We start from the raw sequence: 26523 nt of genomic DNA, 5'->3' as shown, positions 1-26523 counted from the left end.
CGGCTCAGCCCCAGCCCAGTTCGTGCAGGCGGTCGTCGTCGATGCCGAAGTGGTGGGCGACCTCGTGGATGACGGTGACCGTGATCTCCTCCACGAGCTCCTCGCGCGCCGCGCACATGCGCTGCAGCGGCCCCCGGTAGACGAAGATCCGGTCCGGCAGGGAACCGGCGCCCCAGCCGCCGTCCCGGGCCGTGAGGGGCACGCCCTCGTAGAGGCCCAGCAGCTCCGGGGCGTGCTCCGGCGGCTCCTCCTCGACCAGGATCACCACGTTGTCCATCGCCCGGAAGAGGGCGTCCGGGATCAGGTCGATGGCGTCGTCGACGGCGCCGTCGAACTCCTCGCGGGTCATCTCGATCACGGTCCATTCCTACCGCACCGGCCCGTGCGGCCGCTGGGTCCCGGGGGCCGGGCGGGAATTGTGCGGACTCCGCGCATGCCTCTAAGCTGTACTCGGTTTCCCCCGTGTCACGGTCCTCGGTCGTCGAGGTCGTGGCCGTCGACGCGGGTGTCCGGCCCCCATCGTCTAGTGGCCTAGGACACCGCCCTTTCACGGCGGCGACACGGGTTCGAATCCCGTTGGGGGTACGCGATCGGAGGGTTCGCCCACCGATTTGCACAACCGCCGAGGAATGCTGGTAAGATCAGTCCTCGTTGGAAACAGCAAGGCCCTGTAGCGCAGTTGGTTAGCGTGCCGCCCTGTCACGGCGGAGGTCGCGGGTTCAAGTCCCGTCAGGGTCGCTCGGGCGGCGTTCATCGAGAGATGCAGCGCCGTCGCGGCATATCCGCTGCGGATGTGCCGGGGCTCTGTAGCTCAGTTGGTAGAGCGTACGACTGAAAATCGTAAGGTCACCGGATCGACGCCGGTCGGAGCCACCGCGGAAACCGCCGGTCCCCTCGAGGGGACCGGCGGTTTTTTCGTGCCCGGGCGCTGCCGGCTGCCAGGCGGCACCGAGGTTCGCTCCCTACCCTGGGAGCCGTGATCCGGTATCCCCGTCGCCCGAGCCCTCGCGGGGCCGCAGCGGCCGCGCTGTCCGCCCTGTGCCTGCTGGCGCTCGCCGGCTGCGGCACCGGCCAGCAGCAGCCCGGACTGGTCCTCGAGACCAGGGCGGGCTCGCCCTCGGCGGTGCCGTCCGGTCCTTCCCCGGAGCCGCGGACCTGCTTCGACGTGGCGAGCGCCTACACCGCCCTGACGCTCGTACCGCTGTCCGGCGACGAGCCGGACCCGCACTTCCGGCCGCAGGACGCGGCCGCCTCCGTGCGCGAGCTCGTTCCCGGGCTGCCCGCCGAGCTGCGCCCCGCGTTCGACGACGCCGTGGCCGCCCTGGGCGCCGCGGGCCCCTCCGTGCAGCCCGCCGAGCTGGCCGAGCTGCAGCGGACCCTGGCGCCGGTCGGTGACTGGCTGCGCGAGGCGTGCGCGGAGCCCACCCCCTCGAAGTGATCAGCACCCTGCCTAGACTGGGCCTCAGGCCGCCCGGCCCGGGCGGCCACGACGGGAGGAGCTGAGATGAGCGAGCACGGACGCGAGCAGGAACCGGGGCGCGGACCGGTCGACGACCAGCGCGAGGACGGCGTGGTCATCGAGCCCGGCGCCGAGCTCGACCGCGACCTGGAGCAGCAGGGGCTGGACCCCGAGCAGCCCCGGGACGAGCGGCAGGCTCCCTGACGGGCTCCGGCCGTCGGCCGGGGCGGCTCACGGCAGGCGCCACCACACGGCCCGCTCGGGGCACAGGGCGCCGTCCTGCACGGCGTCCTCGCGGCTGAGCACGAGCGGCTCTCCCGCCGGCAGGGGCACCGGGGCGCCGCCCAGGTTCGCCGCCACGAGGATCCGCTGCCCGGTGCCGGTGGTGTTCACGAAGGAGAGCAGGCCCGTCGCGGCGTCGTGCGTCGCGTGCCACGCGAAGGAGCCGCGGCCGAGCCCGAGCTCCCGGCGCACCCGCAGCGCCGTGCGGTACAGCGTGTGCGTGGAGCCGGGGACCCCCACCTGCCGGTCCGCCGCGAGCTCCGCGAAGACCTGGGGCTGCGGCAGCCACGGGTCGGGGCCGAAGCCGTGGCCGGGCTCTCCCGCGGCCCAGGGCAGCGGGACGCGGCAGCCGTCGCGGCCGATCTCCTCGCCCCCGGTGCGGGCGAACGCCGGGTCCTGGCGCAGCTCCGCGGGCAGGCGCGTGTGGTCGGGCAGCCCCAGCTCGTCCCCCTGGTACAGGTAGGCGGACCCCGGCAGGGCGAGCTCCACCAGGGCGGCGGCGCGGCCCCGGGCGAGGCCCTGCTCGTGGTCGGGCTGCTCGCCGGCCGCGTCGATCCCCTGGGGGTAGGCGATGGGGTCCGCGAGGCCGAAGCGGGAGACGTGCCGGACGGTGTCGTGGTTGGACAGCACCCAGGTGGTGGGGGCCCCGACCGCCGCCGCCTCCCGGAGGGAGCCCTCGATGGCCCGGGACAGCCGCGCCCAGTCCCATCCGGCCACCAGGAAGTCGAAGTTGAAGGCCTGGTGCATCTCGTCGGAGCGCACGTACATCGCCAGCCGGTGGGCCGGCTCGACCCACGCCTCGGCCACCATCATCCGGTCGCCCTCGTACTCGGCGAGCACCCGGTGCCAGTCGCGGTAGACCTCGTGCACGCCGTCCTGGTCGAAGTAGGGGCTGCCGGTGCTCATGGGGGTGTCCGGCTCGTCGTGCTCCCGCGCGTCGTGCTCGCCCTCGACCATGTGCACCTGGTGGTCCCAGTCCGGCAGCCCCTGGGCCTTGACCAGGCCGTGGGCCACGTCCACGCGGAAGCCGTCCGCGCCGCGGTCCAGCCAGAAGCGCAGCACGGAGCGGAACTCCTCCCACACCTCCGGGTTCTCCCAGTTGAGGTCCGGCTGGGTGCTGTCGAACAGGTGCAGGTACCACTGCCCGTCCGGCAGCCGGGTCCACGCCTCGCCGCCGAACACGGAGCGCCAGTTGTTCGGCGGCAGCTCGCCGTGGGCGCCCCGGCCGTCCCGGAACATGTACCGGTCCCGTTCGGGGCTGCCCGGCCCGGCGGCCACGGCGGCCCGGAACCACTCGTGCTCGCTGGAGGTGTGGTTGGGCACCAGGTCCACGATCAGCCGCATCCCGAGCTCGGCCATCCGGGCGCGCATCCGGTCGAAGTCCTCGAGGGTGCCGAAGCGGGGGTCGACGTCCCGGTAGTCCGAGACGTCGTAGCCGGCGTCGTGCTGCGGCGAGACGTAGAACGGGGACAGCCACAGGGCGTCCACGCCCAGGTCCGCGAGGTAGTCGAGGCGGTCGACGATCCCGGGCAGGTCGCCCAGGCCGTCACCGTCGGAGTCGTTGAAGGAGCGGGGGTAGATCTGGTAGATCACCGCGGAGCGCCACCACGGGTCGTCCTCGGCCGTGGGGGACTGGCTGATCTGCTGCGTCATGGGCTGTTCCTCGGGTCCTTCCTCAGGGCTGTCCGGCGCGGGGCGTCCGGTGCGGGGCGCCCGCGCGGTGCGTCCGGCGCGGGGGCACCGGGCGCCGCGGTGTCCGGCGCGGGGCGTCCCCAACCTAGTCAGTCCCCGGGGGCGGTGTCACGGCCGCGCCCCGCCGCGGCCGCGCGCACCGTGACCGGGTGCACCGTGACCGGGTGCTCCACCGCGGGCGCACGGACGGTCGCCGCCCCGGCGGCCCGCGGAACGGCCGGCACCGGGACGGCGGGCACCGGGCCGGCCGGTGCCCGGGCGGGCGTGCCCGGCCGCTGCCCGACGACGTTGGCGGGGGCGAGGGCGAGCACGACGAGCGCGGCGGCGATGACCGCCAGCCCGGCCCAGCCGGCGCCCGTCAGCCGCTCGCCCACGACGACGACGGCCAGGACCGCCGCGACGGCCGGTTCGGTCAGGGTGAGGGTGGTCGCCGTGCTGGGGCGCACCCGCGCGAGCCCGATGCCGAACAGGAAGTACCCGAGGAACATCGGCACCAGCGCCATGTACGCGGCCACGGCGAAGGACTGCGCCGAGGCCAGCAGGGGCGCCCCCGTCGCGGCGAGGACGGGGAGCAGGAGCGCCCCGCCGGCCCCGAAGACGGCGCCCATCGAGGCCGCGCGGCCCACCCCGTGGCCCATCAACCGGTGGACGACCCACGAGTACAGGGCGTAGGTGGTCCCGGCCACCAGGCCGAGCCCGATGCCGGCCGTGGTCCCCGAGGCGGACATCGCCGGCCGGCCGCTCTGCGACAGGACGAGCAGGACGCTGCCCAGAACGCCCAGGGACGCCGCGAGCATCCACCACCGGCTCAGCGGGCGGCGCTCGAGCACGCGTTCCAGGACGCCCGAGGCCAGCGGCGCGGAGGCCAGGGAGACGACCGTGCCGATGGCGACGCCGCCCAGGTGCATCGAGCTGTAGAACGCCAGCGGGTAGACGGCCACGGCCAGGGCTCCCGCCGCCACCAGCCCGGCGTGCGGGCGCAGCGCCCGCCGCGAGCGGCGCAGCGCGGGCAGGGCGATCGCCGCCTGCAGCAGCCCGCCGACCCCCAGGGCGGCGGCCCCGACGGCCAGTGGACCGGCGCCGGGGGCGAAGGTCGCCGCGGTCCCGGTGGTGCCCCACAGGACCGCGGTGAGCAGGATCGCCGCGACGCCGGCACGGTGCCCGGTGCGGGTCACAGGGCCTCGCGCGCTCCCGTGCGGGCGCTGCGCCGCGCCGCGTCCAGCACCGCGGCGACGGCCACGGCGTCCCAGGGGTCCACCGGCACCTCGCCGTCGTCGTGGAGCCACCGGGCCACCGCCCGGTAGAAGTCCGCGGGCTCGCCCGGGGCGGTGGGCACGGGCGTGGTCTCGGCGCCGCGGACCAGCAGGCCCGTCGTGCCGTCCCCGGGGTCCAGGAGGGCGAAGGGCCCGGGGCTGTCCGCGTGACCGGGGACGAGGAGGGCGCCGGCCGAGCCGAGCACCCGGGTCCGCGGGCCCGGCGCGCCCACCAGGCTCCCGGCCCACAGGTGGCTGATCGTGCCCGAGGCGTGGTCCAGGGCCAGGAAGACGTCGTCCTCCGTGGGCGTCGTCAGGGCGCGCAGCTCGGCCCGCACCGCCGACACGGGCCCGAACAGCTGGATCGCCGCGTCCACCAGGTGCGGTCCCAGGTCGAGCAGCAGTCCGCCGCCCTGGCCGACCGCGTTCTCCCGCCAGCGGTCCTTGGGCACCGGGCGCCAGCGCTCCCAGCGGCGCTCGAAACGGTGCACGTCCCCGAGGCGGCCCTCGGCGAGCACGCGGGCCAGGGTCAGCTGCTCGCTGTCCCAGCGACGGTTGTGGAAGACCGTCAGCGGGGTCCCGGTCGCCTCGGCGCGGCGGACCACGGCCGTGGCGCCCTCGTGGTCCATGGCCAGCGGCTTGTCGACCACCACGGGGATCCCGGCCTCCAGGCCGGCCAGGGCGTGCTCCACGTGCAGCCCGGTGGGGGAGGCGACCACCAGCACGTCCGGCCTCGAGCCCGCCAGCAGCCCGGCCAGGTCCTGGTGCACCTGCACCTCGGGCCAGTCCGCGCCCGCCCGGGCGGCACGCTCCGGGTTCCCGGTGACCACGTCGGTGACCCGGCCGCCGGCCCGCCGCAGCAGGTCCCCGTGGAAGTCCCGCCCGGCCATGCCGTAGCCGACCAGTCCGGCGGTGAGCACCCGCCCTGCACCCTGTTCAGTCATGCGGTCACGATAGCCGCTCGGGCGCGGTCTCCGGGGCCGGGCGCCCCGTCCGGCACGGCCCCGGGAACGGTGCCGTGCCGGCGCTGGGGCGGCGCCGGGCCGTGCTGCTACGTCCGGGGCGGGCCCGTGATCTCGTCGTCGACGAAGCGGGGCGCGGCCGCGACCCCGCCGGCCAGCACGAGGAGCACCGCGGTGCCCATCAGCAGCAGCAGGGGAGCGGTCCAGCTGCCGGTGGCCTCGCGCAGGGCGCCGACCGCGAAGGGCCCGGCCGCCGCGAGCAGGTAGCCCACCGGCTGGGTGAACCCGGACAGCTGTGCGGTGACCCGGGGGTCCCGGGAACGGGCCGTGAGCAGGGCCAGGGCGGTGGGGAAGGCGAAGCCGCCCACCCCCAGCAGCAGGGCCCAGGCCCACGGCGTGCTGCCGGGCGCCAGCAGCAGCCCGGAGTAGCCGGCGACCATGCAGACGCCGAGGCCCACGATCCACCGCCGCAGATGCGGGGACCGGGCCACGAGGACGGGCATGATCAGGCCGCCCGGAATGCCCATGGCGGCGATCAGAGCGGCCATCAGCCCCGCCTGCGCCTGCTCCAGGCCGCCGTCGCGGTAGATCTGGGCCACCCAGCCGAACTGGACGTAGGCGTGCATCGACTGGATGCCGAAGTAGACGCACAGCGCCACGGCGGTGCGGGAGCGCAGGATCGAGGAGCCGCGCCCGGCACGCAGCGCGCGTCCGGGCGCGGTGGCGGGCTCGCGCCGGTCACGGGCGGTGACGAGCACCCACGGGACGACGGCGACCAGGGCGACGAGCCCCCACAGGCCCAGCGCGGCCCGCCATCCGCCGGGCCCGTGCGCGGCCAGCGGCCCGGCCGCCAGCAGCGGCAGGGTGGCGCCGACGGCCAGGCCGGTCGTGTAGAGGGAGTTCAGCGCCGGCGTGCGAGAGCCGCCGTGGCGCTTGATGAAGGCCGGCACCAGGATGTTGCCGACGGCCATGCCGGCGAAGCCCAGCACGGACAGGGCCAGGAACACCGGCACCGATCCGGTGACCGCCCGGGCCAGCAGGCCGGCGGCGACCAGGGCGAGACCGGCGGTGACCGCACCGCTGATCCCGGTCCGGCGTGAGAGCGCGGCCGCGCACGCGCCGGCCGCGGCGAACGTGAGCCCGGGCAGGGCCGTGAGCACCCCGGCCATCGTGGGGCTCAGCCCCAGGCCCTGCTGCACCTCCGCGAGCACCGGGCCCACGGACGTGGCCCCGGGACGGAGGTTGACCGCCACGAGCAGCACCGCGAGCACCACCAGCCACCCCGGCAGCCGGGGCGGGGCGGAACGACGGTCAGGGGGCGGAGTGGAGTGGCGCACCGGCTCGTTCTATCACGCGGCGTGACGGTCCGCGGCGCGGGAGAGCCGAACAGCCAGACCGGTCGTCGTCGCCGAGGGCGCTGCGACGATGCTCCGGACGGTCGCCGGAACGGGACCGCCCGGATCAGTCGGATCCGGGAGAGCTCTTGGCCTGGACGGTGTGGGTGAGGGTCATCAGCAGCAGCCCGCCGACGAGGTTGCCGGCGACCGCCAGGACGAAGTTCTGCCCCAGGTCCCCGACGGTCACGGCGGCACCGAGCCAGGTCCCGAACAGCAGGTGCAGCCCGGAGACGACCACGTGGTCGAAGGGGCCCAGGGCGAGGAAGACCCCGACCAGGTAGGCCAGCACGATGCGGGCGGTGGCCGAGTCCGCGGCGTGCAGCAGGTAGGAGAGCAGGGTCAGCAGCGTGCCGGCGGCGACGGCGCGGGCGAAGGTCGCCCACCCGCTCTTGGCTGCGATGTCCTCGGCGACCGACACCAGGACCTCGTGGGCCCCGGCCGGCAGGGCGCCCTGGACGGTGAAGACCGCGGCCATGACCGTCCCGCCCACCAGGTTGAGCATCAGCACCAGGACCCACAGCCGGCCCAGCCGCAGCCACACCGAGGGCCCCTGCCGGTCGATGGCCGCGGCGACGGGGTCGAAGAAGTTCTCGGTGAACAGCTCGGAGCGGCCGATCACGAGGAAGACCACTCCGGTGCCGAAGCCGGGGGTGATCAGTTCCTCGGCCATGGCCAGGGCGACGATGCCGAAGACGATGGTGACCCCGGCGATGAACCCGGTGGAGGCCTGTTCCAGGGGCGGCATGGACAGCCGCCGCGCTCCCTCGTTCTTGGCGCGGTCGTAGATCTCGGCGGGGTCCGGTGCGCTCATGGACCACACCTACCCCGCCGACCGCCCGGGAACAAACGATCCCCGGCCGATGGACAGTGACAGCACTGGTCGATGCCGCCATCGGCATGCCGAGGGGACACCGGTTCCCCGGTCGCCGGGCAACGGCCCGAACCTGATGCCAGTGCCTCCAGGGCATCCGGTCCGTGCCGACCGGGACGGTGCGCGCAGGAGCGCGTCGGACCGCTGCGGGGGAAGCGTGGCCCTGATACCGGGGAGCAGGGGCCACTGGGCGGGCGTGCCCGTAGGGTGGGCGGATGGACCTTCCTCACCTGCTGTGGAACTCCGTCCCGCCGTGGGCGGGGGCCGCGCTGTTCACCGTGGATCTGGTCATCCGGCTGCTGGCGCTGGGCACGATCCCGCACAACCGGCGGCCCTCGGCGGCCTGGGGCTGGCTGCTGGTGATCTTCTTCTTCCCGATCCTGGGCGGGCTGGTGTTCCTGGTCCTCGGCCGGGCGGACCTGCCCGAGGCCCGCAAGGCCAAGCAGCGCGAGGCCGCGCAGCGGGTCGACGCGCACGGCCCCGGAGCCGAGGCGCAGGAGGTCCGGGACATGCCGGACTGGCTGGCCGAGACAGCCCGGCTGAACCAGCACAACGGGGCGTTCCCCGTGGCCGGCGGGCACCGGATCGAGGTCCTCGACGACTACGACGCGTCACTGGCCGCGATGGCCGAGGCGATCAGGGCGGCCGAGCACTACGTGCACTTCGAGTTCTACATCGCCGTGGCCGATCCCACGACCGAGCCGGTGGTCGCGGCTCTGGAGGAGGCCCACGCCCGCGGGGTGACCGTGCGGGTGCTCGTGGACCACCTCGGCTCGGCCGGCTACCCCGGCTACCAGGACCTCGTGCGCCGCCTGGGGGCGGCGGGGATCGACTGGCGGCGGATGCTGCCGGTCCGCCCGTGGCGCGGGGAGTACCAGCGCCCGGACCTGCGCAACCACCGCAAGATCCTCGTGGTCGACGGGGAGGTGGCGTTCACCGGGTCGCAGAACGTCATCGACCGTTCCTACAACAAGGCCAAGAACAAGCGGAAGGGCCTGCAGTGGATCGGGATGACGGTCCGACTGCAGGGGCCGGCCGTGGGGCACCTGGACGCGCTGTTCGCCACGGACTGGTACTGCGAGACCGACGACATGATCCTGGACGCCGACGCCGACGCCGACGCCGAGGCCAGCGCCGGGGACCCGTCGGCGCGCAGCCCGAAGGCATCCGCCCCGGGCCACCTGGCCTGCCAGGTGCTGCCCAGCGGGCCGGGGCTGGCCCAGGAGTCCAACCAGCAGCTCTTCAACCACCTCTTCGCCTCCGCCCGGGAGCGGATCACGGTGTGCAGCCCCTACTTCGTGCCCGACGACTCGATGTACAACACCCTGCGCACCGCGGTGGGCCGCGGGGTGGCGGTGCACCTGTACATGGGCGAGACCTCCAACCACGCCCTCACCCACCACGCCCAGCGGTCCTTCTACGAGATGCTGATCCGGGACGGGATCCGGATCTTCCTCTACCAGGCCCCGTGGGTGCTGCACTCGAAGTTCGTGCTCATCGACGACGACGCCGCCGTGGTGGGTTCCTCCAACATGGACATCCGCTCCTTCGTGCTCGACCACGAGGTCAACCTCCTGGTCAGCGGCCGGGACTTCGTGGGCCGGCTGGACGAGCTCGTGGACGACTACCGGCAGCACAGCCACGAACTCGAGCTGGCGGACTGGCTGGCGAGACCCTGGTACCAGAAGTACCTCGACAACACCGCCCGGCTCACGTCGGCCCTGCAGTGACCCGGCGGACGCCCCGTGGATGGGTATGGAGGGTCTGACAAGGCAGTGCCCACCTGCCGTCCAGAACTTCGTTATTCCTGCGTGACGGGTTTCGGAGATGCCGAGGAGGCTGAGCTCCTAGGGTGAAAAGGTCAGCAGCGAACGCATTCCATCGAATGGAGAACGTCATGTCGACCAGCTCGAAGAAGAAGATGTTTGCTCTGCCGGCCGCGGCCGCTGTCGCCTCGGCCCTGATGGTCGGCTGTGCCGAGGAGACCCCGGTGCAGGAAGCCGAGGAGGCCGGGCCCACCGCCGAGGCCGCGATCCTCGACGAGACGGTCACGATGCAGAACGAGGTCACCGAGATCGTGGGCCCGAACCTGTTCACCGTCGGCGAGGACGACACCCCGGTCGTGGGGGTGGACGCGGCCGCCCAGGACATCCAGGACGGGGACATGGTCCAGGTCACCGGCACGGTCCGCCAGATCGTGCAGACCGACGTCGAGTCCGAGTGGGACTGGGACTTCGACAACGACGAGATGGACTACCTGGTCGAGCGCGAGCTGGACCTGGCCGTGATCGCGGACGAGGTCCGGGAGCTGCCCGCGAAGTGACGGCCGCCCGGCAGCACCATCCCGGATCGCCCGTGCACCGGCGGTGCACGGGCGATCCGCTGTCCCGGCCGACGCAGCCCGGCCGGGACGGTGCCCGCTCGGCGGCGGCCCCGGTGGCGCGGCGCGGGGCGGAGCACGTGGACGGGCCGGACGTGAGAGCGTTGGCCCCCGAGCGCAGAGGACGCCCTGCGCCGGGCCGACGCACAGGAGAGGACTGCGATGAGCCACTCAGCTGCCCGGGACGACGGGCCCCGCAACGAAGGACGGGGACGACGGGGCGGTCGTGCCCGTGCCGTGCTCACCGGCCTGGTCGCGGCCGTGGTGGCCCTGGGCCTGCTCGTGGCCGGCTACGGAGTGGCGGTCGAACCGCGGCTGATCCTGGACGAGGAACGCATCCAGGCCCGCATCCCCGGGCTGGGCCCGGACTGGGAGGGGGCGCAGGTGCTGGTGTTCTCCGATCTGCAGGTGGGGATGTGGTGGGACAACACCGGGATGATCGAGCGCGTGGTGCAGCAGGCCGTGGCCGCCGATCCGGCGGCGGTGCTGCTGCCGGGGGACTTCCTCTACCAGAGCGAGACCAGCATCCAGGAACGGGTCAGTGACGTGACCCGGCTGCTCGAGCCGCTGACCGAAGCCGAGATCCCGGTGTACGCGGTGATGGGCAACCACGACCACGCCGTCGGAGCCGTCGAGGAGCTCACCGCCGCCTTCGAGGAGCGCGGGATCGAGGTGCTGGCCGACGAGGCCACCGTCGTGCCCGCCCCCGGCGACGGCCCCGGACCGGGACTGTTCCTGGCCGGGGTGGGGCCCTCCTCGGTCGGAGCTGCTGAGCCCCAGGAGGCCCTTGATGACATACCGGAGGCCGCGCCACGGCTGGTGATGATGCACAACCCCACCACGTTCCCGGAGCTGCCCGCCGGCACCGCCCCGATGGCGGTGGCCGGGCACACCCACTGCGGGCAGATTGCCCTGCCCCTGCTGTCCCGGTGGTCCTACCTGGGGCTCACCGAGGAGGAGGAGATCGTGGCCGACGGCTTTGCCCCGGACGGCTACGGGGCCGAGGGCAACCAGATGTTCGTGACCTGCGGGATCGGGTTCAGTCTGCTGCCGGTGCGGATCAACGCCCCGCCCCAGCTGCTGACGATCGAGCTGCACCGGGGCTGACCCGGGCCGGTCGCCGCCCGTACCGGACTACTCGGTGCCGAGGCCGGCCTGGTCGAGGTAGGGCTGGCCGACGTGGCGGTCGTAGAAGCCGGCCTCCTCGTCCATGTCGTCCTGGTCGACCGGGGCCTGGAAGTTCTCCTGCACGGTGCCGGTGACGTCCACGGCCGTGCCTTCCTCGGCGTCGGGGAACGCGAACCGGGCGCTGACCAGCAGCGGGTCCAGGTCCGGGTTCTCGGGGTCGGTGAGGACCAGGGCGGAGCGGGAGGGCACCAGGTCGGTGATCTGCCCGGTGAGGCTCACCTGCTGCCCGGCGTAGGAGGCCATGTCCGCGCGGAAGTCCTCGTCGTAGGGCCCGGTGTAGGCGACGGTGGCCTGCTCACCCGGGGTCTGCCCCGGCTGGGCGGGGCTGGATTCCGCTCCGGTCCCGGTCGCCGTCCCGCGGTCGGGCTCCGGGGAGCCGCTCGTCCCGCAGCCGGCAGTCGCGCCGGCGGCCGTGGCCAGGGCCACCGCGGTGGCCAGCTTCCGGGACCGGAGGAGACGGTGGGTGGTGTTCATGGTGCTCCTTCTCGTCGTCGACGGGGTGCTCGGCGCCGGCCGAGACCCTCCGGGCACTGCGGTTCGGGCGCGACACCCGGTGCGGAACCGGTGAACCAGTCATCCCTCACCGGTTCGACGGTAGCCCGGCGGCTCGGGGTTCGGAACCCGTCCCCGGCCGGGCTCCGCCGCTGCCCGGCCGCGCCAGAGTCGGGGGAACGGTCGATCCGACCTCCCGCTGACATGCGATAACGATGCTCTAACGGTGCGGTCGGAAGATGCGGAGAACATCGGGCCGATCCTTGCAACTGGATGAACAGCTTCCTTACGGTCGATGAGCACCACGCCGGGAGCCTGCTCGACCAGGGCCTCGGCGACAACGATCGAAACCCAGGAGGACCACCATGCGGACACGAGATCGACGGAGCACACGGATGATGGCGGCAGGGATCTTCGCCGTCGCCGGACTCGGGCTGGCGGGGTGCAACACCGAAGGCCCCGAGGAGGGCACGGACGTGGAGGACGTCTCCGAGGGCGAGGTCCTGGAGTCCTCCCCGGCGCCGCAGGAGACGGATCGGGAGGTCGGAGCGGGTTATGTCGGGCCCTACGACCAGGCCTTCTACGACGAGAGCGAAACCTACGCCGGCCAGGAGGTCACCGTCTCCGCGGAGGTGACCGAGACGCTGTCGACCGACACGTTCGTGATCGCCGGTGCGGAGGAGACCGCGGTGGATCCGCTGCTGATCGTCGAGGAGCAGGAGATTCCTCCGCTCGACGACGGCCAGGTGGTGGAGGTGACCGGCACGGTCGCCCAGGACTTCGACATCGCCGCCACCGAGGAGGAGCTCGGCATCGACCTGGAGGACGAGCTCTACGCCGACTACGTGGGCGAGCCCTACATCATGGCCACCCGTGGGGAGATCCTCGAGGCGGAATGACGCACGGCGTGGGCCGACCGTGCGCCCTCGAGCCCGGGCCGAGGACGGGCCCGGGCCGGGCCCGTCCCCGGCCCGGGGCCGCTTCGGGGTTCATCCGCCGTCAGAAACGGGCACTCGGCGGCCATCGTGGCAGGATCCGACCATGTCCAGGACAGCAGACGGCACGCAGCGGCCCGCCCGCCCGGAGGCGGGCCGCCGGTCCTCGCCGCCGGACGGTGACGCCGCCGCAGCGGTGTCGGTCCCGGTGCGGGTGGCTGCCGCCTGGTCCTGGCGGCTGCTGGTCGTGGTCGCGGCCGTGGGGCTGCTCGGCCGTCTGCTCTCGACGATCACGGTGGTCGTCGTTCCCGTGCTCCTCGCGGGGCTGCTGGCCGGTCTGCTCTTCCCCGTGGTGCAGTGGGCCCGCAGTCACCGGGTGCCGGCGGGAGCAGCCTCCGGCGTCACCGTCCTCGGCCTGGTCTGGGTCGTCGCGGGGCTGCTGGTGCTGGCCGGCCGGCAGATCGTCCTGGGCTTCGCCCAGCTCTCCGGCAGCGTGGTGACCGGCAGCCGGCAGCTGCTGGAACGTCTCGAGGGCAGCCCGTTCGGGTGGGACGTGGGCACCTTCGACGACTGGATCGGGGACGTCGGGACCACGGTCGAGGACAACAGCCAGGCGATCCTGGACGGAGCCATGTCCTTCGGCTCCACGGCCGGCCAGCTGCTGGCCGGTGTCGTGATCCTGCTCTTCACGCTGCTCTTCCTGCTGATGGAGGGCGAGCGGATCTGGTTGTCCGTGGTCCGGCTCTTCCCGGCGCCGGCGCGCCGAGCGGTCAATGGGGCGGGCCGGCACGGGTGGACGGCGCTGGTCCAGTACGCCCGTGCCCAGGGGCTCGTCGCGGCCCTCGACGCCGTGGGCATCGGGGTGGGCGCCGCTCTTCTCGGCGTGCCCCTGGCCCTGCCGATCGGCATCCTCGTGTTCCTGGGCTCGTTCGTCCCCGTCGTGGGAGCGGTGGCCACCGGGGCGGTCGCGGTCCTGGTGGCGCTGGTGGCCAACGGGACGACGAACGCACTGCTCATGCTGGGCGTGGTGGTGCTCGTCCAGCAGCTCGAGGGCAACGTCCTGCAGCCGCTCATCATGGGAAAGGCCGTCTCCCTGCACCCGCTGGCCGTGTTCCTGTCCGTGGCGACCGGTGCGGTCCTCTACGGCATCGCGGGGGCCCTCTTCGCGGTACCGGTCATCGCCGTCCTGAACACGGTGGTGCGCTACCTCGCGGCGGGGGCGTGGCGGGCCGACGCGGACATCGGGTGGGAACCGTACTACTACCCCTGGGAGATCCGCCGGAACGCCCGGCGGCACGGGGCGGACCGGCAGCAGATCCAGGGACAGCTCGAGCGGTTCCACCGGGTCCGGGCCGAGGAACGCCGGCGGGCCCGGGCCGGACGCCGGCCGTCCCGGCGCCCTCGGCTGCGACGTCGGTGAGAGAGGTCCACAGCCGCTGCCGTTCCCGCCTCAGCTCGCGCTCTCGAGGTGGGCCAGCGGCAGCCAGCGGTGCATGAGCCGGCGGAACGCCACGGCGGCGCCGTGGGCGTCCTGCGCGGCCAGCAGCTCCACGGCGTCCGCGAAGTCCTGCGGGCTCTCGTCGGGCTGGAAGGGGTCCGCGAGCGAGCCGTAGTGCAGGACCACGAGGGAGTTGGCCGAGAACGCCCCGAGCCACCGGCCCAGGTGCGTGAGGTCCTCGGCGAGGTCCTCGAGGTCCTCGCCGCCCGCGTCCTCCACGACCTGCGCCGCGCGCACCACCCGCCGGGTCGCGAGGTCCACCGGCACCGCGCACCGGTGGACGCGGTTGCCGTGGTGGAAGCTCTCGGTGTGGTCCTGGGCCGTGAACAGCGAGAACCACGCCATGGGCACCGTGAACGCCGACTGGCGGGCGTGGACGGGCACGAAGTGCTCCCGGCTCACGAGCTCGCCCGCGGCCCGGACCGCGTCCTCGGGGATCAGCAGGTTGGGCAGGGGCTGGCCGCCCTCCTCCTCGGCGAGCGCCACGAGCCGCAGCGAGCGGCGCAGCCGCTGCGGGGGGTGGTAGACGGGGAAGTCGCCGATCCCCGCCGCGAGCATGTCCCGGCCCCGGGGCGCCGCGGAGAACGGCAGGGTCCACAGCGGCTCCACGGCCGGGGGCAGCGGCTCCTGACCCGGCTCGGCCAGCCGGGCGAGCTGCTCGGTCAGCTCGTTGACCCCGGCCTCCTCGGGGGGCAGCGCCCGCGGCAGCAGCGGGGCGTACACGGCGTCCAGCTCCTCGGCGGGCACGTACACCCGCAGCGCGAACTGGTGGGGGATCCCGGTGGCCGAGCGGAACGTCCGGCCGACCTGCAGCAACTGGGCCACGGCCGCTCAGGCGATCTCGACGATCACGGGGGCGTGGTCCGAGGCGCCCTTGCCCTTGCGCTCCTCGCGGTCGATCGACGCGTCCGTCACGCGGCCGGCCAGGGCGGGGGAGTAGAGCTGGAAGTCGATGCGCATGCCCTCCTTCTTCGGGAAGCGCAGCCCCTTGTAGTCCCAGTAGGTGTAGACGCCAGGGCCGGGGTGCCGGGGGCGGACCACGTCCTGGTAGCCGGCCTCCTCGAGGAAGGCGCGGAAGGCGGCGCGCTCGGGGGCGCTGACGTGGGTCAGGCCGTTGTCGAGGAAGAACTGCAGGTCCCACACGTCCTCGTCCTGGGGGGCCACGTTCCAGTCGCCGACCAGGGCGACCTGCGCCTGCGGGTCCTCCTCGACCCACTGCTTGGCGTGGTCCTTCAGCACCCGCAGCCACTCCAGCTTGTAGGGCATGTGCGGGTCCTCCAGGCCGCGGCCGTTGGGGACGTAGAGGGACCAGACGCGCACGCCGCCGCACGTGGCCCCGATCGCGCGGGCCTCCTGCACGGGCTCCTCGCCGGGCTTGCCGAAGGCGGGCTGGTCCGGGAAGGTGCGCTCGACGTCCTCGAGGCCCACCCGGGAGGCGATCGCCACACCGTTCCACTGGCTGAGGCCGAAGTGGGCGACGTCGTAGCCCATGAACTCGAAGAGCTCCCAGGGGAAGTTCTCGTCCTTCGCCTTGGTCTCCTGCATGGCCAGCACGTCCACGTCCGAGCGCTGCAGCCACGCCTCCACGCGGTCGGCGCGGGCGCGGACGGAGTTCACGTTCCAGGTGGCGATCCTCATGGTCCCCACGTTACCGGCTGGCCCGGACGCCCCCGCCCACGGGCCGGACCGCCCGCCCCGCCGGTGGTTCCGTACGGGACCCCTTCCCCCGAGCGATTGCATATGCTAACTTCCTGCTGGCCCGTGCCCCCGGCGGCGCCGTCCCCAGCACGGAGAGACCTCCCATGAACCTCGCACGGACCGCGCTCGTCGTGTCCACCGTCTCCGCCCTCCTCCTCGGCGGCCTGCCGGCGGCGCTCGCCGCGCCGGCCGCGCCGGCCGCCCCGTCCGAGCTCGCGCGCACTGCCGACGCCCCGGTCCTGTCCGGGGGCTCGGCGGGCGACCCCGCCCCGGCGGGGGCCCCGGCGCCCGCGCCGGAGGCCCCGCCCGCCGGCGGCCTGGCCGCGGCGGCCGGCGCCCACCCGACCACGGTCGAGCAGGTCACCGAGGCCTTCGAGATCGTCAACGACCACCGGCGCCAGGCCAACCGTGCCCCGCTGGTCTACAACACGGCCCTGTCCCGCAACGCCCAGCAGTGGGCGGAGACCATGGCCGGTGCCCGCACGGAGTCGCGCAACCCGGATCCCTGGGCGGGCGCCCCCGCCGGCGGCGTCCGGATGGACCAGTACTACGGGAAGGGCGTCTTCACCGGCGCGTTCCAGGGCGTCGACGCGGTCGAGGCGCTCACCCACTACCTGCTGGACTTCTACCCCCGCAACGGGACCGACCAGTTCGCCCGGGACCTGACCCACCTCGGCATCGGCGTCAGCCACGTCGCCACGTCGGGCTCGGACGGGCCCGGCTGGGAGACCTACCTGACCGTCTACTACTACGCCTATCCGGCCGGGCAGGCCGTGCCCGGGACGTACCCGACCCCGGCGCAGGGGTTCGTGCCCCCGGTGACCGCCCCGGCCCTCACCGTCCGCGGCGCCATCGGCACCAAGTACCACCGCCTGGGCGGAGCCTCCGTGCTCGGCGAGCCCACCATGAACGAGCGCGGCGGCCTGGTGCACGGCGGCGTCTACCAGCAGTTCCGGAAGGGCACCCGCACCACCACCATCTACTGGGCCCCCGGCTACGGGGCGATGGCCGTGAAGAACTACGGCTCCATCGGCGCCCGGTGGATCGCGGCCGGCCGGGAGCACAACTTCGGGCTGCCCGCCACGGACGAGCGCCCCGCCGCCGGCGGCGCGTACCAGGTCTTCCGCCGCGACGGGCGCTCCACCCAGGTGATGTGGAGCCCCGGCACGGGCTCCCGCGCGATCAAGCTGTACGGGGCGATCGGCCGGGCCTGGACGGCCGCCGGCCGGGAGCGCGGCTACGGCTTCCCGGTCACCGACGAGTACCGGTACGGCACCGAGGTGCGCCAGCGCTTCTCGAAGGGCTACACCGTCCACTACGCGGCCGGCCGGACCTGGGCCACCCGCTGAGGGGGCCCGACGACGGCGGAGCCGCGCACCCCGGCCGGGGTGCGCGGCTCCGCCGCTCCGCGGGTGCTCCCGGCGTCAGGCCCGCCACCAGTCGTCGAGGAGCGTGGCCGGGGTCGTGCGCTTGTGCCGGGTGATGCGCCAGCGGTGCTCGATCTTCTCCGCCACGGCGTCGTCGACCTCGTGGCCCTCCAGGTAGTCGTCGATGTCGTCGTAGGACAGCCCCAGCTCCGCCTCGTCGGTCTGGCCGGGGGCGTCGTCGAGCAGGTCCGCGGTGGGGGCCTTCGCCCACAGCCGCTCCTGCGCGCCCAGGGTCTTCGTCAGGAGCCGGTTCTGCCGCTTGTCGAGGCCGAACAGCGGCAGCACGTCCGCGCCGCCGTCGCCGTACTTGGTGAAGAACCCGGTCACGGACTCGGCGCCGTGGTCCGTGCCGATCACGAGCAGGTTCCGCTCCCCGGCGATCGCGTACTGGGCCGTCATCCGGACGCGGGCCTTGATGTTGCCCTTGTTGAAGTCGGAGATCTCCCGGCCGGTGGCCTCCCGGAACTCGGCCTCGAAGCCGTCCACGGCGGGGGCCACGTTGTAGGTCACGGTGCTGGACGGCCGGATGAACTCCAGGGCGGCCTGGGCGTCGTCCTCGTCGTGCTGGACGTTGTAGGGCAGCCGGACGGCCACGAAGTCCGCCTCCACGCCCTCCTCCGCGAGCCGGTCCACCGCCATCTGGGCCAGCCGGCCGGCCAGCGTGGAGTCGAGGCCCCCGCTGATGCCGAGCACGAAACCGTTCGTGCCGCTGGCGCGCAGGTAGTCGCAGAGGAAGCCGACGCGCGCCTCGATCTCCTGCTGGGGGTCGATCTCGGGCTTCACGCCCATCTCTTCGATGATTGCTGCCTGCAGTGTCCGCATGGGCCCCATGCTAGTGCGGGGCGCTCCCGGCGGGGCAAGGGCGCACCTGCCGGGAACCACGGGCGCGGTGCGTAGGATGCGGGCCATGCTCCTGCGCCGCCCCGCCCCCGCCGCCGGGAGCACCGAGATCCGACCGACCGAGCGAACCAGGAGCACAGCATGAGCGAGCAGCACGGGACCAGCCACGGGACCAGCCACGGGACCGGCTACGAGAACATCCTGGTCGAGGTCCGCGGGAGGGTCGGGATCATCACCCTGCACCGGCCGAAGGCGCTCAACGCCCTCGACGCCGCGACCCTGCTGGAGGTCGTCGCGGCGTCCACCGCCCTGGACGCGGACCCCGGGATCGGGGCGATCGTCCTGACCGGGTCGGAGAAGGCCTTCGCCGCGGGCGCCGACATCAAGGAGATGGCCGGGCGCAGCGCCCCGGAGATGTACCTCGCCGACTGGTTCGCGGGCTGGGACGCCTTCACCCGCGTGCGCACCCCCGTCGTCGCCGCGGTCTCGGGCTACGCCCTCGGCGGGGGGTGCGAGCTGGCGATGATGTGCGACCTCCTGATCGCCGCGGACACGGCCCGCTTCGGCCAGCCCGAGATCAACCTCGGGGTGATCCCCGGGATGGGCGGCTCCCAGCGCCTGGCCCGCGCGGTGGGCAAGGCCAAGGCGATGGACATGGTCCTCACCGGCCGGCAGATCGACGCCGCGGAGGCCGAGCGGGCGGGGCTCGTCTCCCGCGTGGTGCCCGCCGGGGACCTGCTGCAGGAGGCCCTGGACGTCGCCGGGACCATCGCGGCGAAGTCCCTGCCCTCGGTCCTCGCGGCCAAGGAGGCCGTGGACGCGGCGTTCGAGACCACCCTCGCGCAGGGCGTGCACCTCGAGCGCCGGCTCTTCCACGCCCTGTTCGCCACCGAGGACCAGAAGGAGGGCATGGCCGCGTTCGCGGAGAAGCGCGAGCCGCGGTTCACGCACCGCTGAGTTCCCGCCGCGCCCGGACGGTCCCGGCCGCGCGGGCTAACGTGGTGCCATGCCGACACCGTCGAACGAAGCCCCCGCCTGGCAGGTCCGCGAGTCCGCCCTCGACCCGGGCGCGCACGGCGCCCTGGAGTCCGTCTTCGCCCTGTCCAACGGGTACGTCGGGGTCCGGGGCACCCTGGACGAGGCGCAGCCCAGCGACTCCCGCGGCACCTTCCTCTCGGGCGTCTACGAGTACCACCCGCTGTCCTACCCCGAGGGCGGCTACGGTCACCCCGAGCACGGCCAGGCCATCATCGGCGTGGCCGACGGCAGCACCGTGCACCTGCAGGTGGACGGCGTTCCCCTGGACGTGCGGGACTCGCCGCCGGAGCAGCACGAGCGGGTGCTCGACCTGCGGGCCGGCACGCTCCACCGGGAGACGGAGTGGGTCACCCCCCGGGGCGCCCGGATGCGGCTGCGCTCCACCCGGCTCGTCTCGCTGGGCCACCGCCCGGTGAGCGCGCTCCACTACACCGTCGAGGCGGTGGACCGCTCCGTCCAGGTGGTGCTCCGGTCCGCCCTCGTGGCCAACGGCACCCCGCCCAAGGTGGAGAACTCCGACCCGCGCGTGGCCGAGGTCCTGGCGAAGCCGTTCCGCCCCGAGATCCACCACTGCCACGGGACGGGCGGCGCCCTGGTCCACCGCACCCACGGCAGCGGGATCGGGGTGGGCGCCGCGGTCGAGCACGACGTCGACCTCCCGGCCGGCGGCGCCGTGAGCACGCAGTGCGACGAGGACCAGGTCGTGACGACCGTCGTCGCCGACCTCGGCCCCGGTGAGAGCGTGCGCTTCGTGAAGTACCTGTGCCACTCCTCGGCCGCGGACGACCCCGCCGAGGACCTCCGCGGCCAGGTGCTCGCGGCCATGGCCGGGGCGCGGCGGCGCGGCTGGGACGGGCTGCTCGCCGACCAGCGCACGGAGCTGGACGAGTACTGGGCGGGCGCGGACGTGGAGATCGACAGCGACCCCGAGCTGCAGCTGGCGGTGCGCTTCGACCTGTTCCAGCTCCTGCAGGCGGCGGCCTGCGTCGACGGGGCACCGGTCGGGGCGAAGGGACTGACCGGCGGCGGCTACAGCGGGCACACCTTCTGGGACGTCGAGGGCTTCGTGCTGCCGACCCTCGCGCTGCTGCGCCCCCGGGACGCCGCACGCCTCCTGCGCTGGCGCTCCTCCACCCTGGACCGGGCGCGGCAGCGGGCGCAGGTCCTGGACCTGGGCGGCGCCTCCTTCCCGTGGCGCACCATCGACGGGCACGAGACCTCGGCGTACTGGCCGGCCAGCACCGCGGCCATGCACGTCAACGCCGACATCGCCCGGGCCTTCAGCTGGTGGGCCGACGTCACCGGCGAGGACCTCACCACGGTCGGCGGGGTCGACGTCCTCGTGGAGACGGCGCGCGTGTGGGCCGCCATGGTGCACGAGGACCACGAGGGCCGCATCCACCTGCTCGGGATGACCGGACCGGACGAGTACACCGGCGTGGTGGACGACAACGTGTTCACCAACCTCATGGCCCGGCGCAATCTCCGGGCGGCCGCCGACGCGTGCGAGGAGCACCGCGAGCACATCGGGCGGCTGTCCGTGACGGCGGACGAGCTCCAGCGGTGGCGGGCCCTGGCGGACGCGATCCACGTGCCCTACGACGCCGTGCGGGGCGTGCACCCCTCCAACGCGGGGTTCACGACCTACCGCGAGTGGGACTTCGAGGCCAAGCAGGACGGCTACCCCGTGGAGGAGCACTTCCACTACGCGAAGATCTACCGCCGCCAGGTCGTCAAGCAGGCGGACCTGGTCCTCGCCCTGTGGTGGTGCGCCGAGGCGTTCACCCCCGAGCAGACCGCCCGGGACCTGGACTACTACGAGCAGCGGACCGTGCGCGACTCGTCCCTCTCGGCCTGCGTCCAGGCCGTGGTCTGCGCCCGCGTGGGCCACCTGGACCTCGCCCTCGAGTACCTGCGCGAGTCGGCCCTCGTGGACCTGCGGGACATCCAGCAGGACGCCGGACAGGGGCTGCACCTGGCCTCCGCCGCCGGGTCGTGGCTGGCCGTGGTCTGCGGGTTCGGCGGTCTGGACACGGGCGGGGACGAGCTGCGCCTGGCCCCCCGGCTGCCGGAGCGGCTGCACCGGCTCGCCTTCCGCCTCCACTGGCGCGGCCGCCGGCTCGGCGTGGAGATCACGCGCTCGGGCACGGCGGTGCGGCTCCTGGACGGGGACCCCGGCGAGGTCGCGCTGCGGATCGACGACGAGCCTGTGACCCTCACGGCCGACCGCCCCGTGCACGCCCCGCTGCGCGCCCCCCACCCGCCCACCCCCGCACCGCGCCAGCCACCGGGCCGCGCCCCCCGGGCTCCCCGCGGCTCGTGACGACGTCCCGCCCGCACCGGCTACCCTGGCCGTGTGGGTGAGACGTGGAGCGGACCGGGGCCCGGCGGGGCGCAGCCTCCGCCGCACGCCCCGCACGGGCGGGACGTGCAGGACCCGGCGGTGACTGCCGCCTTCGCGACCGGGACCGCCCCGCCCACGACGCCGGGCGACGCCCCCGCGACGCCGTCCACGCCCCTCGAGGTGCTCACCCGCGTCTGGGGCTACGACGCCTTCCGCGGGCAGCAGGCCGAGATCATCGAGGCCGTCAGCAGGGGTGAGGACGCGCTCGTGCTCATGCCCACCGGCGGCGGCAAGAGCCTGTGCTACCAGATCCCCGCGCTCGTCCGGGAGGGCACTGGCGTCGTCATCAGCCCGCTCATCGCGCTCATGCACGACCAGGTCGACGCGCTCGAGCAGCTCGGGGTGCGCGCCGCGTACCTCAACTCCACCCAGACGGCCGACGAGCGCCGCGCCGTGGAGCGCCGGCTCCTGGCGGGCGAGCTCGACCTGCTCTACCTCGCCCCCGAGCGCCTGCCCGTGGCGGCGGAGCTGCTCGACCGCGCCCGCATCGCGCTCTTCGCCGTCGACGAGGCGCACTGCGTGGCCCAGTGGGGCCACGACTTCCGCCCCGACTACCTCGGGCTCACGATCCTGCACGAACGCTGGCCCGGGGTCCCGCGCATCGCGCTGACCGCCACCGCGACCGAGGAGACGCGCGAGGAGATCGTCCGCAACCTCCGCCTGGGCGGCGCCCGCGTCTTCGTCTCCAGCTTCGACCGGCCCAACATCCAGTACCGTGTCGGGCCCAAGCAGGAGGCCCGCCGTCAGCTGCTGCAGCTCATCCGGACCGAGCACGAGGGCGAGGCCGGCATCGTCTACTGCCTCAGCCGCGCCTCGGTGGAGCGCACGGCCGAGTGGCTGGCCGGCCAGGGCGTTCCCGCCCTGCCCTACCACGCCGGCCTGCCCGCCGAGCTGCGCCTGCAGCACCAGACCCGGTTCCTGCGCGAGGACGGCGTCGTCATGGTCGCGACCATCGCCTTCGGCATGGGCATCGACAAGCCCGACGTGCGCTTCGTCGCCCACCTCGACCTCCCCAAGAGCATCGAGGGCTACTACCAGGAGACCGGTCGCGCCGGGCGCGACGGGCTGCCGTCGACGGCGTGGCTGGCCTACGGGCTGCAGGACGTCGTCCAGCAGCGGCGGATGATCGAGGGCGGCGAGGGGGACCGGCAGCGCAAGCGCGCCCAGACGCTCCACCTGGACGCGATGCTCGCGCTGTGCGAGACGGTGCAGTGCCGCCGCCAGCAGCTGCTGCGCTACTTCCGCGAGGCGAGCGGACCGTGCGGCAACTGCGACACCTGCCTCGACCCGCCCGAGGCCTTCGACGGCACGGTCCCGGCGCAGAAGCTCATGTCCACGATCGTGCGGCTGCAGCGGGAGCGGGGCCAGCAGTTCGGCGCCGGGCACCTGGTGGACATCCTGCTCGGCCGGGAGACCGAGCGGGTGGTGCGGATGCGCCACACCGAGCTGACCACGTTCGGCATCGGCACCGAGCTGAGCGACCAGGAGTGGCGCGGCGTGGTGCGCCAGCTGCTGGCCCAGGGCCTGCTCCAGGTGCAGGGCGAGTACGGCGTCCTGGCGCTCACCGACGCGGCGGGGGAGGTGCTGCGCGGGCGGCAGGAGGTGCGCCTGCGCCGCGAGCCCGAGCGGGCCAAGGCCGTCCGCCGGCCCAGGGGCGGCGCCGCGCCGCCGGCCCTGGACGAGCCCCAGCAGGAGCTCTTCCAGCAGCTGCGGGCCTGGCGCGCCGCCGTGGCGAAGGAGCAGGGCGTGCCGGCGTACGTCGTCTTCAACGACGCGACGCTCGCCGCGATCGCGCAGGCCCGGCCGACCTCGCTCAACGAGCTGCGCGGCATCTCCGGCGTGGGCGACGCCAAGCTCGAGCGCTACGGCGAGGCCGTCCGCGAGCTCGTCACCGGCAGCTGACCCTCCGCACCTGCGTCCCATCTCTCCCCCTACATCCGCAGCTGCGGATAGGGTGGCGCCATGACCGAGATCAGGATCGCCGACGCCGCCCGCTTCCTCGGCGTCAGCGACGACACCGTCCGGCGCTGGATCGACCAGGGCACGCTGCGCAGCACCCGCGGCGCGACCGGCCAGACCGTGGTGGACGGACTGGAGCTGGCCCGCCTGCTCAAGGACCGCTCCGTGCGGCCCGAGGACCCCGCGCGGGTCGCCAGCTCGGCGCGCAACCGGTTCGTGGGGCTGGTCACCGAGGTCGTCTCGGACACCGTGATGTCCCAGGTGGAGCTGCAGTGCGGCCCGCACCGGGTGGTCTCCCTCATGAGCACCGAGGCCGTCCGGGACCTGGGCCTGGAGCCCGGCCGCGTGGCCACGGCCGTCGTCAAGTCGACCGACGTCGTCGTCGAGACCCCGGGGACGTGAGGCGGCGGTGCACACCAGGACCACCGCCGTCGCGCTCCTCCTCGCCGGTCTCGGGCTCGGCGCCGCCGGGTGCGGGGCCGGCCCGTCCCCCGCGGCCGGCGGCGAGCCCGCCACCGTCCTCGACGTCCACGCCGCGGCCTCCCTCACGGACGTCTTCACCGAGCTCGCCGAGCAGTTCGAGGCGCAGCACCCGGAGGTGGAGGTGTCGCTGAACTTCGCCGGCTCCTCCGCCCTGGTCCAGCAGATCGCGGCGGGCGCGCCCGCCGACGTCCTCGCCACCGCCGACGAGCGGAGCATGGCCGCGGCCGTGGACGCCGGCCTCGTCGACGGCGCGCCCGAGGTCTTCGCGACCAACGTCCTGACCGTGGTCGTGCCCGCAGGAAACCCGGCCGGCGTCGGGACCTTCCGGGACCTGGCCGAGCCGGGCGTGCAGGTCGTGGTGTGCGCGCCGCAGGTGCCGTGCGGCGCCGCCGCGGAACGCGTCGAGGAGGCCACGGGCGTGCGGCTGAGCCCGGTGAGCGAGGAGGGCGCCGTGACGGGCGTGCTCGGCAAGGTCGTCTCGGGCCAGGCGGACGCCGGCCTGGTCTACGCCACGGACGCGCGCTCGGCCGGGGACGCGGTCGAGGTCGTCGAGGTCCCGCAGGCGTCCCGGGCCGTGACCCGCCCGGCCGTCGCCGCGCTCGCGGACGCCGACGCGCCGGCCCGGCAGTTCCTCGAGCTCGTCGCCGGCGACCGCGGCCGGGAGGTCCTGGCCCGGGCGGGGTTCGGGGCGCCGTGATCCGGCGTCGTCCCCGCGGGTTCAGCACCGTCCCCGGCTGGGTGTGGGTCCCGGCCGCCCTGGGCGCCCTGGTGGTGGTCCTGCCGGTCCTCGGGATGCTCGCCCGGGTGGACGGGGGCGGCTTCCTCGGCCTGATCACCTCGGAGTCCTCCCGCACCGCCCTGTGGCTGAGCCTGCGCACCGCGGCCGCCTCCACCGCGCTGTGCGTGCTGCTGGGCGCCCCGCTGGCCCTCGTGCTGGCCCGCGCGCGGCCGCCCGGCGCCCGGCTGCTGCGCTCGCTGGTGCTGCTGCCCCTGGTGCTGCCGCCCGTGGTCGGCGGGATCGCCCTGCTCCACACCTTCGGGCGCCACGGGCTCGTCGGGCGCCACCTCGAGCTGGCCGGGATCAGCATCGCCTTCACCACCGTGGCCGTGGTGCTCGCCCAGACGTTCGTGGCGCTGCCGTTCCTCGTGGTCAGCCTCGAGGGCGCGCTGCGCAGCGCCGCGGCCGGCTACGAGGAGGTCGCGGCCACCCTCGGCGCCCGGCCCACCACCGTGCTGCGGCGCGTCACCCTGCCCCTGGTGCTGCCGGGACTGGCCTCCGGCGCCGTGCTCTCCTTCGCGCGCTGCCTGGGCGAGTTCGGGGCCACCCTGACCTTCGCGGGCAGCCTGGAGGGGACCACCCGCACCCTGCCCCTGGAGATCTACCTGCTGCGGGAGACCGACCCGGACGCCGCCGTCGCCCTCTCGCTCGTGCTCGTGGTCGTGGCGGTGCTCGTCGTGGGGCTCACGGCCCCCGGGCGCCGGACGGCGGGCCGGCGATGACGGAGGGACTGTCCGTGGACGCCCGGGTGGCCGCGCGGGACTGGGCCCTCTCGCTGAGCGTCCCGCCGGGGGCCACCGTGGCGGTGACCGGCCACAACGGCGCGGGGAAGTCCACCCTGTTCGCCGTCCTCGCCGGGCTGCTCGTACCGGACACCGGCCGGTGCACCCTCGGCGGGTCCGTCCTCTTCGACCTCGACGGCTCCGGGCGCGGGAGCTGGGCGCCCCCGCACGAGCGCGGCATCGCGCTCATGGCGCAGGAGCCCCTGCTGTTCCCGCACCTGAGCGTGCTCGAGAACGTGGCCTTCGGCCCGCGCAGCCGCGGCGCCGGCCGCGCCCGGTCCCGGGACGCCGCCCGGCACTGGCTCGCCGAGGTGGGGGCTGAGCAGTTCGCCGGCCGCCGCCCGGCCCAGCTCTCCGGCGGGCAGGCGCAGCGCGTGGCCATCGCCCGGGCCCTGGCGGCCGAGCCGCGGCTGCTGCTGCTCGACGAGCCGTTCTCCGCCCTGGACGCGGCCACCACGCCGGTCGTCCGCGAGCTGCTCGTCCGGGTGCTGGAGGGCCGGACCGCCCTGGTCATCAGCCACGACCCCGAGGACGCCGCCGCGCTGGCCGAGCGCGTCGTGGTGCTCGAGAACGGCCGGGTCGCCGGTCCGCGGTGAGCCGCCCCCTCCGCCGGCGGTGAGCTGGATCACAGTACGATGTGCTCACCACCGTACGGTTCGACCCGGTCCCGGCGGGCCACCCCTCCGCCCGGACCGACGAAAGGAC

25 protein-coding genes and 3 tRNA genes are annotated in these 26523 nt (G+C 74.3%); 18 read left to right on the top strand and 10 right to left on the bottom strand.

The features are described from left to right. Window positions 1-4 precede the first annotated feature (4 nt). Window positions 5-349 (bottom strand): metallopeptidase family protein, encoded by a 345-nt coding sequence (locus AVL61_RS17000; RefSeq protein ID WP_408669435.1) that lies wholly within the window; start codon window positions 347-349, stop codon window positions 5-7. A 163-nt stretch (window positions 350-512) separates the two neighbouring features. On the opposite strand from AVL61_RS17000, the gene AVL61_RS16995 reads away from it, so the two are divergent. From AVL61_RS16995 to AVL61_RS18090, 5 genes are all read left to right on the top strand, one after another. Then, window positions 513-585, top strand: a tRNA-Glu gene (locus AVL61_RS16995). Window positions 586-664: 79 nt separating this feature from the next. Continuing rightward, a tRNA-Asp gene (locus AVL61_RS16990) sits at window positions 665-738 on the top strand. 62 nt (window positions 739-800) lie between these two features. Next, window positions 801-873, top strand: a tRNA-Phe gene (locus tag AVL61_RS16985). Window positions 874-976: 103 nt separating this feature from the next. Continuing rightward, window positions 977-1438: a hypothetical protein gene (locus tag AVL61_RS16980; RefSeq protein ID WP_058875503.1), complete on the top strand. Its 462-nt coding sequence runs from the start codon at window positions 977-979 to the stop codon at window positions 1436-1438. 66 nt (window positions 1439-1504) lie between these two features. Next, entirely contained in the window at window positions 1505-1663 is a 159-nt protein-coding gene (locus AVL61_RS18090; protein WP_157571486.1) for a hypothetical protein, read from the top strand. 27 nt (window positions 1664-1690) lie between these two features. Here the strand turns inward: AVL61_RS18090 and AVL61_RS16975 are convergent, their stop codons facing one another. The 5 genes from AVL61_RS16975 to AVL61_RS16955 all read right to left on the bottom strand — a co-directional run bounded on the left by AVL61_RS16975 (window position 1691) and on the right by AVL61_RS16955 (window position 7856). Beyond that, window positions 1691-3394, bottom strand: coding sequence for a glycoside hydrolase family 13 protein (locus AVL61_RS16975; RefSeq protein WP_058875502.1), 1704 nt, complete (start codon window positions 3392-3394; stop codon window positions 1691-1693). A gap of 128 nt (window positions 3395-3522) precedes the next feature. Next, window positions 3523-4608: a DMT family transporter gene (locus AVL61_RS16970; protein WP_082697269.1), complete on the bottom strand. Its 1086-nt coding sequence runs from the start codon at window positions 4606-4608 to the stop codon at window positions 3523-3525. Next, window positions 4605-5630, bottom strand: coding sequence for a Gfo/Idh/MocA family protein (locus AVL61_RS16965; RefSeq protein ID WP_058875501.1), 1026 nt, complete (start codon window positions 5628-5630; stop codon window positions 4605-4607). Before AVL61_RS16965 ends, AVL61_RS16970 begins: the two co-directional genes overlap by 4 nt. 107 nt (window positions 5631-5737) lie before the next feature. Next, window positions 5738-6985 carry an MFS transporter gene (locus AVL61_RS16960; RefSeq protein ID WP_058875500.1) on the bottom strand — a complete coding sequence of 416 codons (1248 nt, stop codon included), beginning with the start codon at window positions 6983-6985 and terminating at the stop codon, window positions 5738-5740. A 124-nt stretch (window positions 6986-7109) separates the two neighbouring features. Continuing rightward, window positions 7110-7856 carry a formate/nitrite transporter family protein gene (locus AVL61_RS16955; RefSeq protein ID WP_058875499.1) on the bottom strand — a complete coding sequence of 249 codons (747 nt, stop codon included), beginning with the start codon at window positions 7854-7856 and terminating at the stop codon, window positions 7110-7112. Window positions 7857-8131: 275 nt separating this feature from the next. Here AVL61_RS16955 and cls point away from each other — a divergent pair, with 275 nt between their 5' ends. The 3 genes from cls (at window position 8132) to AVL61_RS16940 (ending at window position 11403) form a co-directional block, all read left to right on the top strand. After that, window positions 8132-9646 carry a cardiolipin synthase gene (gene cls, locus AVL61_RS16950; RefSeq protein WP_058875498.1) on the top strand — a complete coding sequence of 505 codons (1515 nt, stop codon included), beginning with the start codon at window positions 8132-8134 and terminating at the stop codon, window positions 9644-9646. Between the two features lie 167 nt (window positions 9647-9813). Further along, on the top strand, window positions 9814-10239 hold the full coding sequence (locus tag AVL61_RS16945; RefSeq protein WP_058875497.1) for a hypothetical protein: 426 nt from the start codon (window positions 9814-9816) through the stop codon (window positions 10237-10239). Window positions 10240-10458: 219 nt separating this feature from the next. After that, complete coding sequence (locus AVL61_RS16940; RefSeq protein WP_157571485.1) at window positions 10459-11403, top strand: metallophosphoesterase; 945 nt, start codon at window positions 10459-10461, stop codon at window positions 11401-11403. Between the two features lie 27 nt (window positions 11404-11430). On the opposite strand, the gene AVL61_RS16935 is transcribed toward AVL61_RS16940, so the two are convergent. Beyond that, window positions 11431-11958, bottom strand: a complete 528-nt coding sequence (locus tag AVL61_RS16935) for a hypothetical protein (protein ID WP_058875495.1) — start codon at window positions 11956-11958, stop codon at window positions 11431-11433. 413 nt (window positions 11959-12371) lie between these two features. Here AVL61_RS16935 and AVL61_RS16930 point away from each other — a divergent pair, with 413 nt between their 5' ends. Both AVL61_RS16930 and AVL61_RS16925 read left to right on the top strand, forming a co-directional pair. Then, window positions 12372-12875: a hypothetical protein gene (locus tag AVL61_RS16930; RefSeq protein WP_058875494.1), complete on the top strand. Its 504-nt coding sequence runs from the start codon at window positions 12372-12374 to the stop codon at window positions 12873-12875. A 142-nt stretch (window positions 12876-13017) separates the two neighbouring features. Continuing rightward, window positions 13018-14331: an AI-2E family transporter gene (locus tag AVL61_RS16925; RefSeq protein WP_058875493.1), complete on the top strand. Its 1314-nt coding sequence runs from the start codon at window positions 13018-13020 to the stop codon at window positions 14329-14331. Window positions 14332-14361: 30 nt separating this feature from the next. Here the strand turns inward: AVL61_RS16925 and AVL61_RS16920 are convergent, their stop codons facing one another. Both AVL61_RS16920 and AVL61_RS16915 read right to left on the bottom strand, forming a co-directional pair. Further along, window positions 14362-15234, bottom strand: coding sequence for a DUF8083 family protein (locus tag AVL61_RS16920; protein WP_231738469.1), 873 nt, complete (start codon window positions 15232-15234; stop codon window positions 14362-14364). A gap of 6 nt (window positions 15235-15240) precedes the next feature. Next, window positions 15241-16047: an exodeoxyribonuclease III gene (locus AVL61_RS16915; protein ID WP_058875492.1), complete on the bottom strand. Its 807-nt coding sequence runs from the start codon at window positions 16045-16047 to the stop codon at window positions 15241-15243. Between the two features lie 164 nt (window positions 16048-16211). Here AVL61_RS16915 and AVL61_RS16910 point away from each other — a divergent pair, with 164 nt between their 5' ends. Then, window positions 16212-17456, top strand: a complete 1245-nt coding sequence (locus AVL61_RS16910; protein WP_058875491.1) for a CAP domain-containing protein — start codon at window positions 16212-16214, stop codon at window positions 17454-17456. Window positions 17457-17531: 75 nt separating this feature from the next. Here the strand turns inward: AVL61_RS16910 and nadE are convergent, their stop codons facing one another. Next, window positions 17532-18356: an ammonia-dependent NAD(+) synthetase gene (gene nadE, locus AVL61_RS16905; RefSeq protein WP_058875490.1), complete on the bottom strand. Its 825-nt coding sequence runs from the start codon at window positions 18354-18356 to the stop codon at window positions 17532-17534. Between the two features lie 159 nt (window positions 18357-18515). Here nadE and AVL61_RS16900 point away from each other — a divergent pair, with 159 nt between their 5' ends. The 7 genes from AVL61_RS16900 to AVL61_RS16870 all read left to right on the top strand — a co-directional run bounded on the left by AVL61_RS16900 (window position 18516) and on the right by AVL61_RS16870 (window position 26414). Next, complete coding sequence (locus tag AVL61_RS16900; protein ID WP_058875489.1) at window positions 18516-19331, top strand: enoyl-CoA hydratase; 816 nt, start codon at window positions 18516-18518, stop codon at window positions 19329-19331. Window positions 19332-19380: 49 nt separating this feature from the next. After that, entirely contained in the window at window positions 19381-21735 is a 2355-nt protein-coding gene (locus tag AVL61_RS16895; RefSeq protein ID WP_058875488.1) for a glycoside hydrolase family 65 protein, read from the top strand. Window positions 21736-21855: 120 nt separating this feature from the next. After that, complete coding sequence (gene recQ, locus AVL61_RS16890; protein WP_408669432.1) at window positions 21856-23718, top strand: DNA helicase RecQ; 1863 nt, start codon at window positions 21856-21858, stop codon at window positions 23716-23718. A 60-nt stretch (window positions 23719-23778) separates the two neighbouring features. After that, window positions 23779-24177, top strand: coding sequence for a TOBE domain-containing protein (locus tag AVL61_RS16885; protein ID WP_058875487.1), 399 nt, complete (start codon window positions 23779-23781; stop codon window positions 24175-24177). A gap of 7 nt (window positions 24178-24184) precedes the next feature. Continuing rightward, window positions 24185-24955, top strand: a complete 771-nt coding sequence (gene modA, locus AVL61_RS16880; protein WP_058875486.1) for a molybdate ABC transporter substrate-binding protein — start codon at window positions 24185-24187, stop codon at window positions 24953-24955. Continuing rightward, window positions 24952-25758 (top strand): ABC transporter permease, encoded by an 807-nt coding sequence (locus AVL61_RS16875; protein ID WP_058875485.1) that lies wholly within the window; start codon window positions 24952-24954, stop codon window positions 25756-25758. Before modA ends, AVL61_RS16875 begins: the two co-directional genes overlap by 4 nt. Further along, a complete protein-coding gene (locus AVL61_RS16870; RefSeq protein WP_058875484.1) occupies window positions 25755-26414 on the top strand; it encodes a sulfate/molybdate ABC transporter ATP-binding protein in 660 nt (219 codons plus the stop codon). The genes AVL61_RS16875 and AVL61_RS16870 overlap by 4 nt, the downstream gene beginning before the upstream one ends. The last annotated feature ends 109 nt before the right edge of the window (window positions 26415-26523 follow it).

The sequence above is a fragment of the Kocuria rosea subsp. polaris genome (assembly GCF_001483755.1).
Taxonomy (GTDB): Bacteria; Actinomycetota; Actinomycetes; order Actinomycetales; family Micrococcaceae; genus Kocuria; species Kocuria cellulosilytica.
This window is presented reverse-complemented; position numbering and strand designations above follow the sequence as displayed.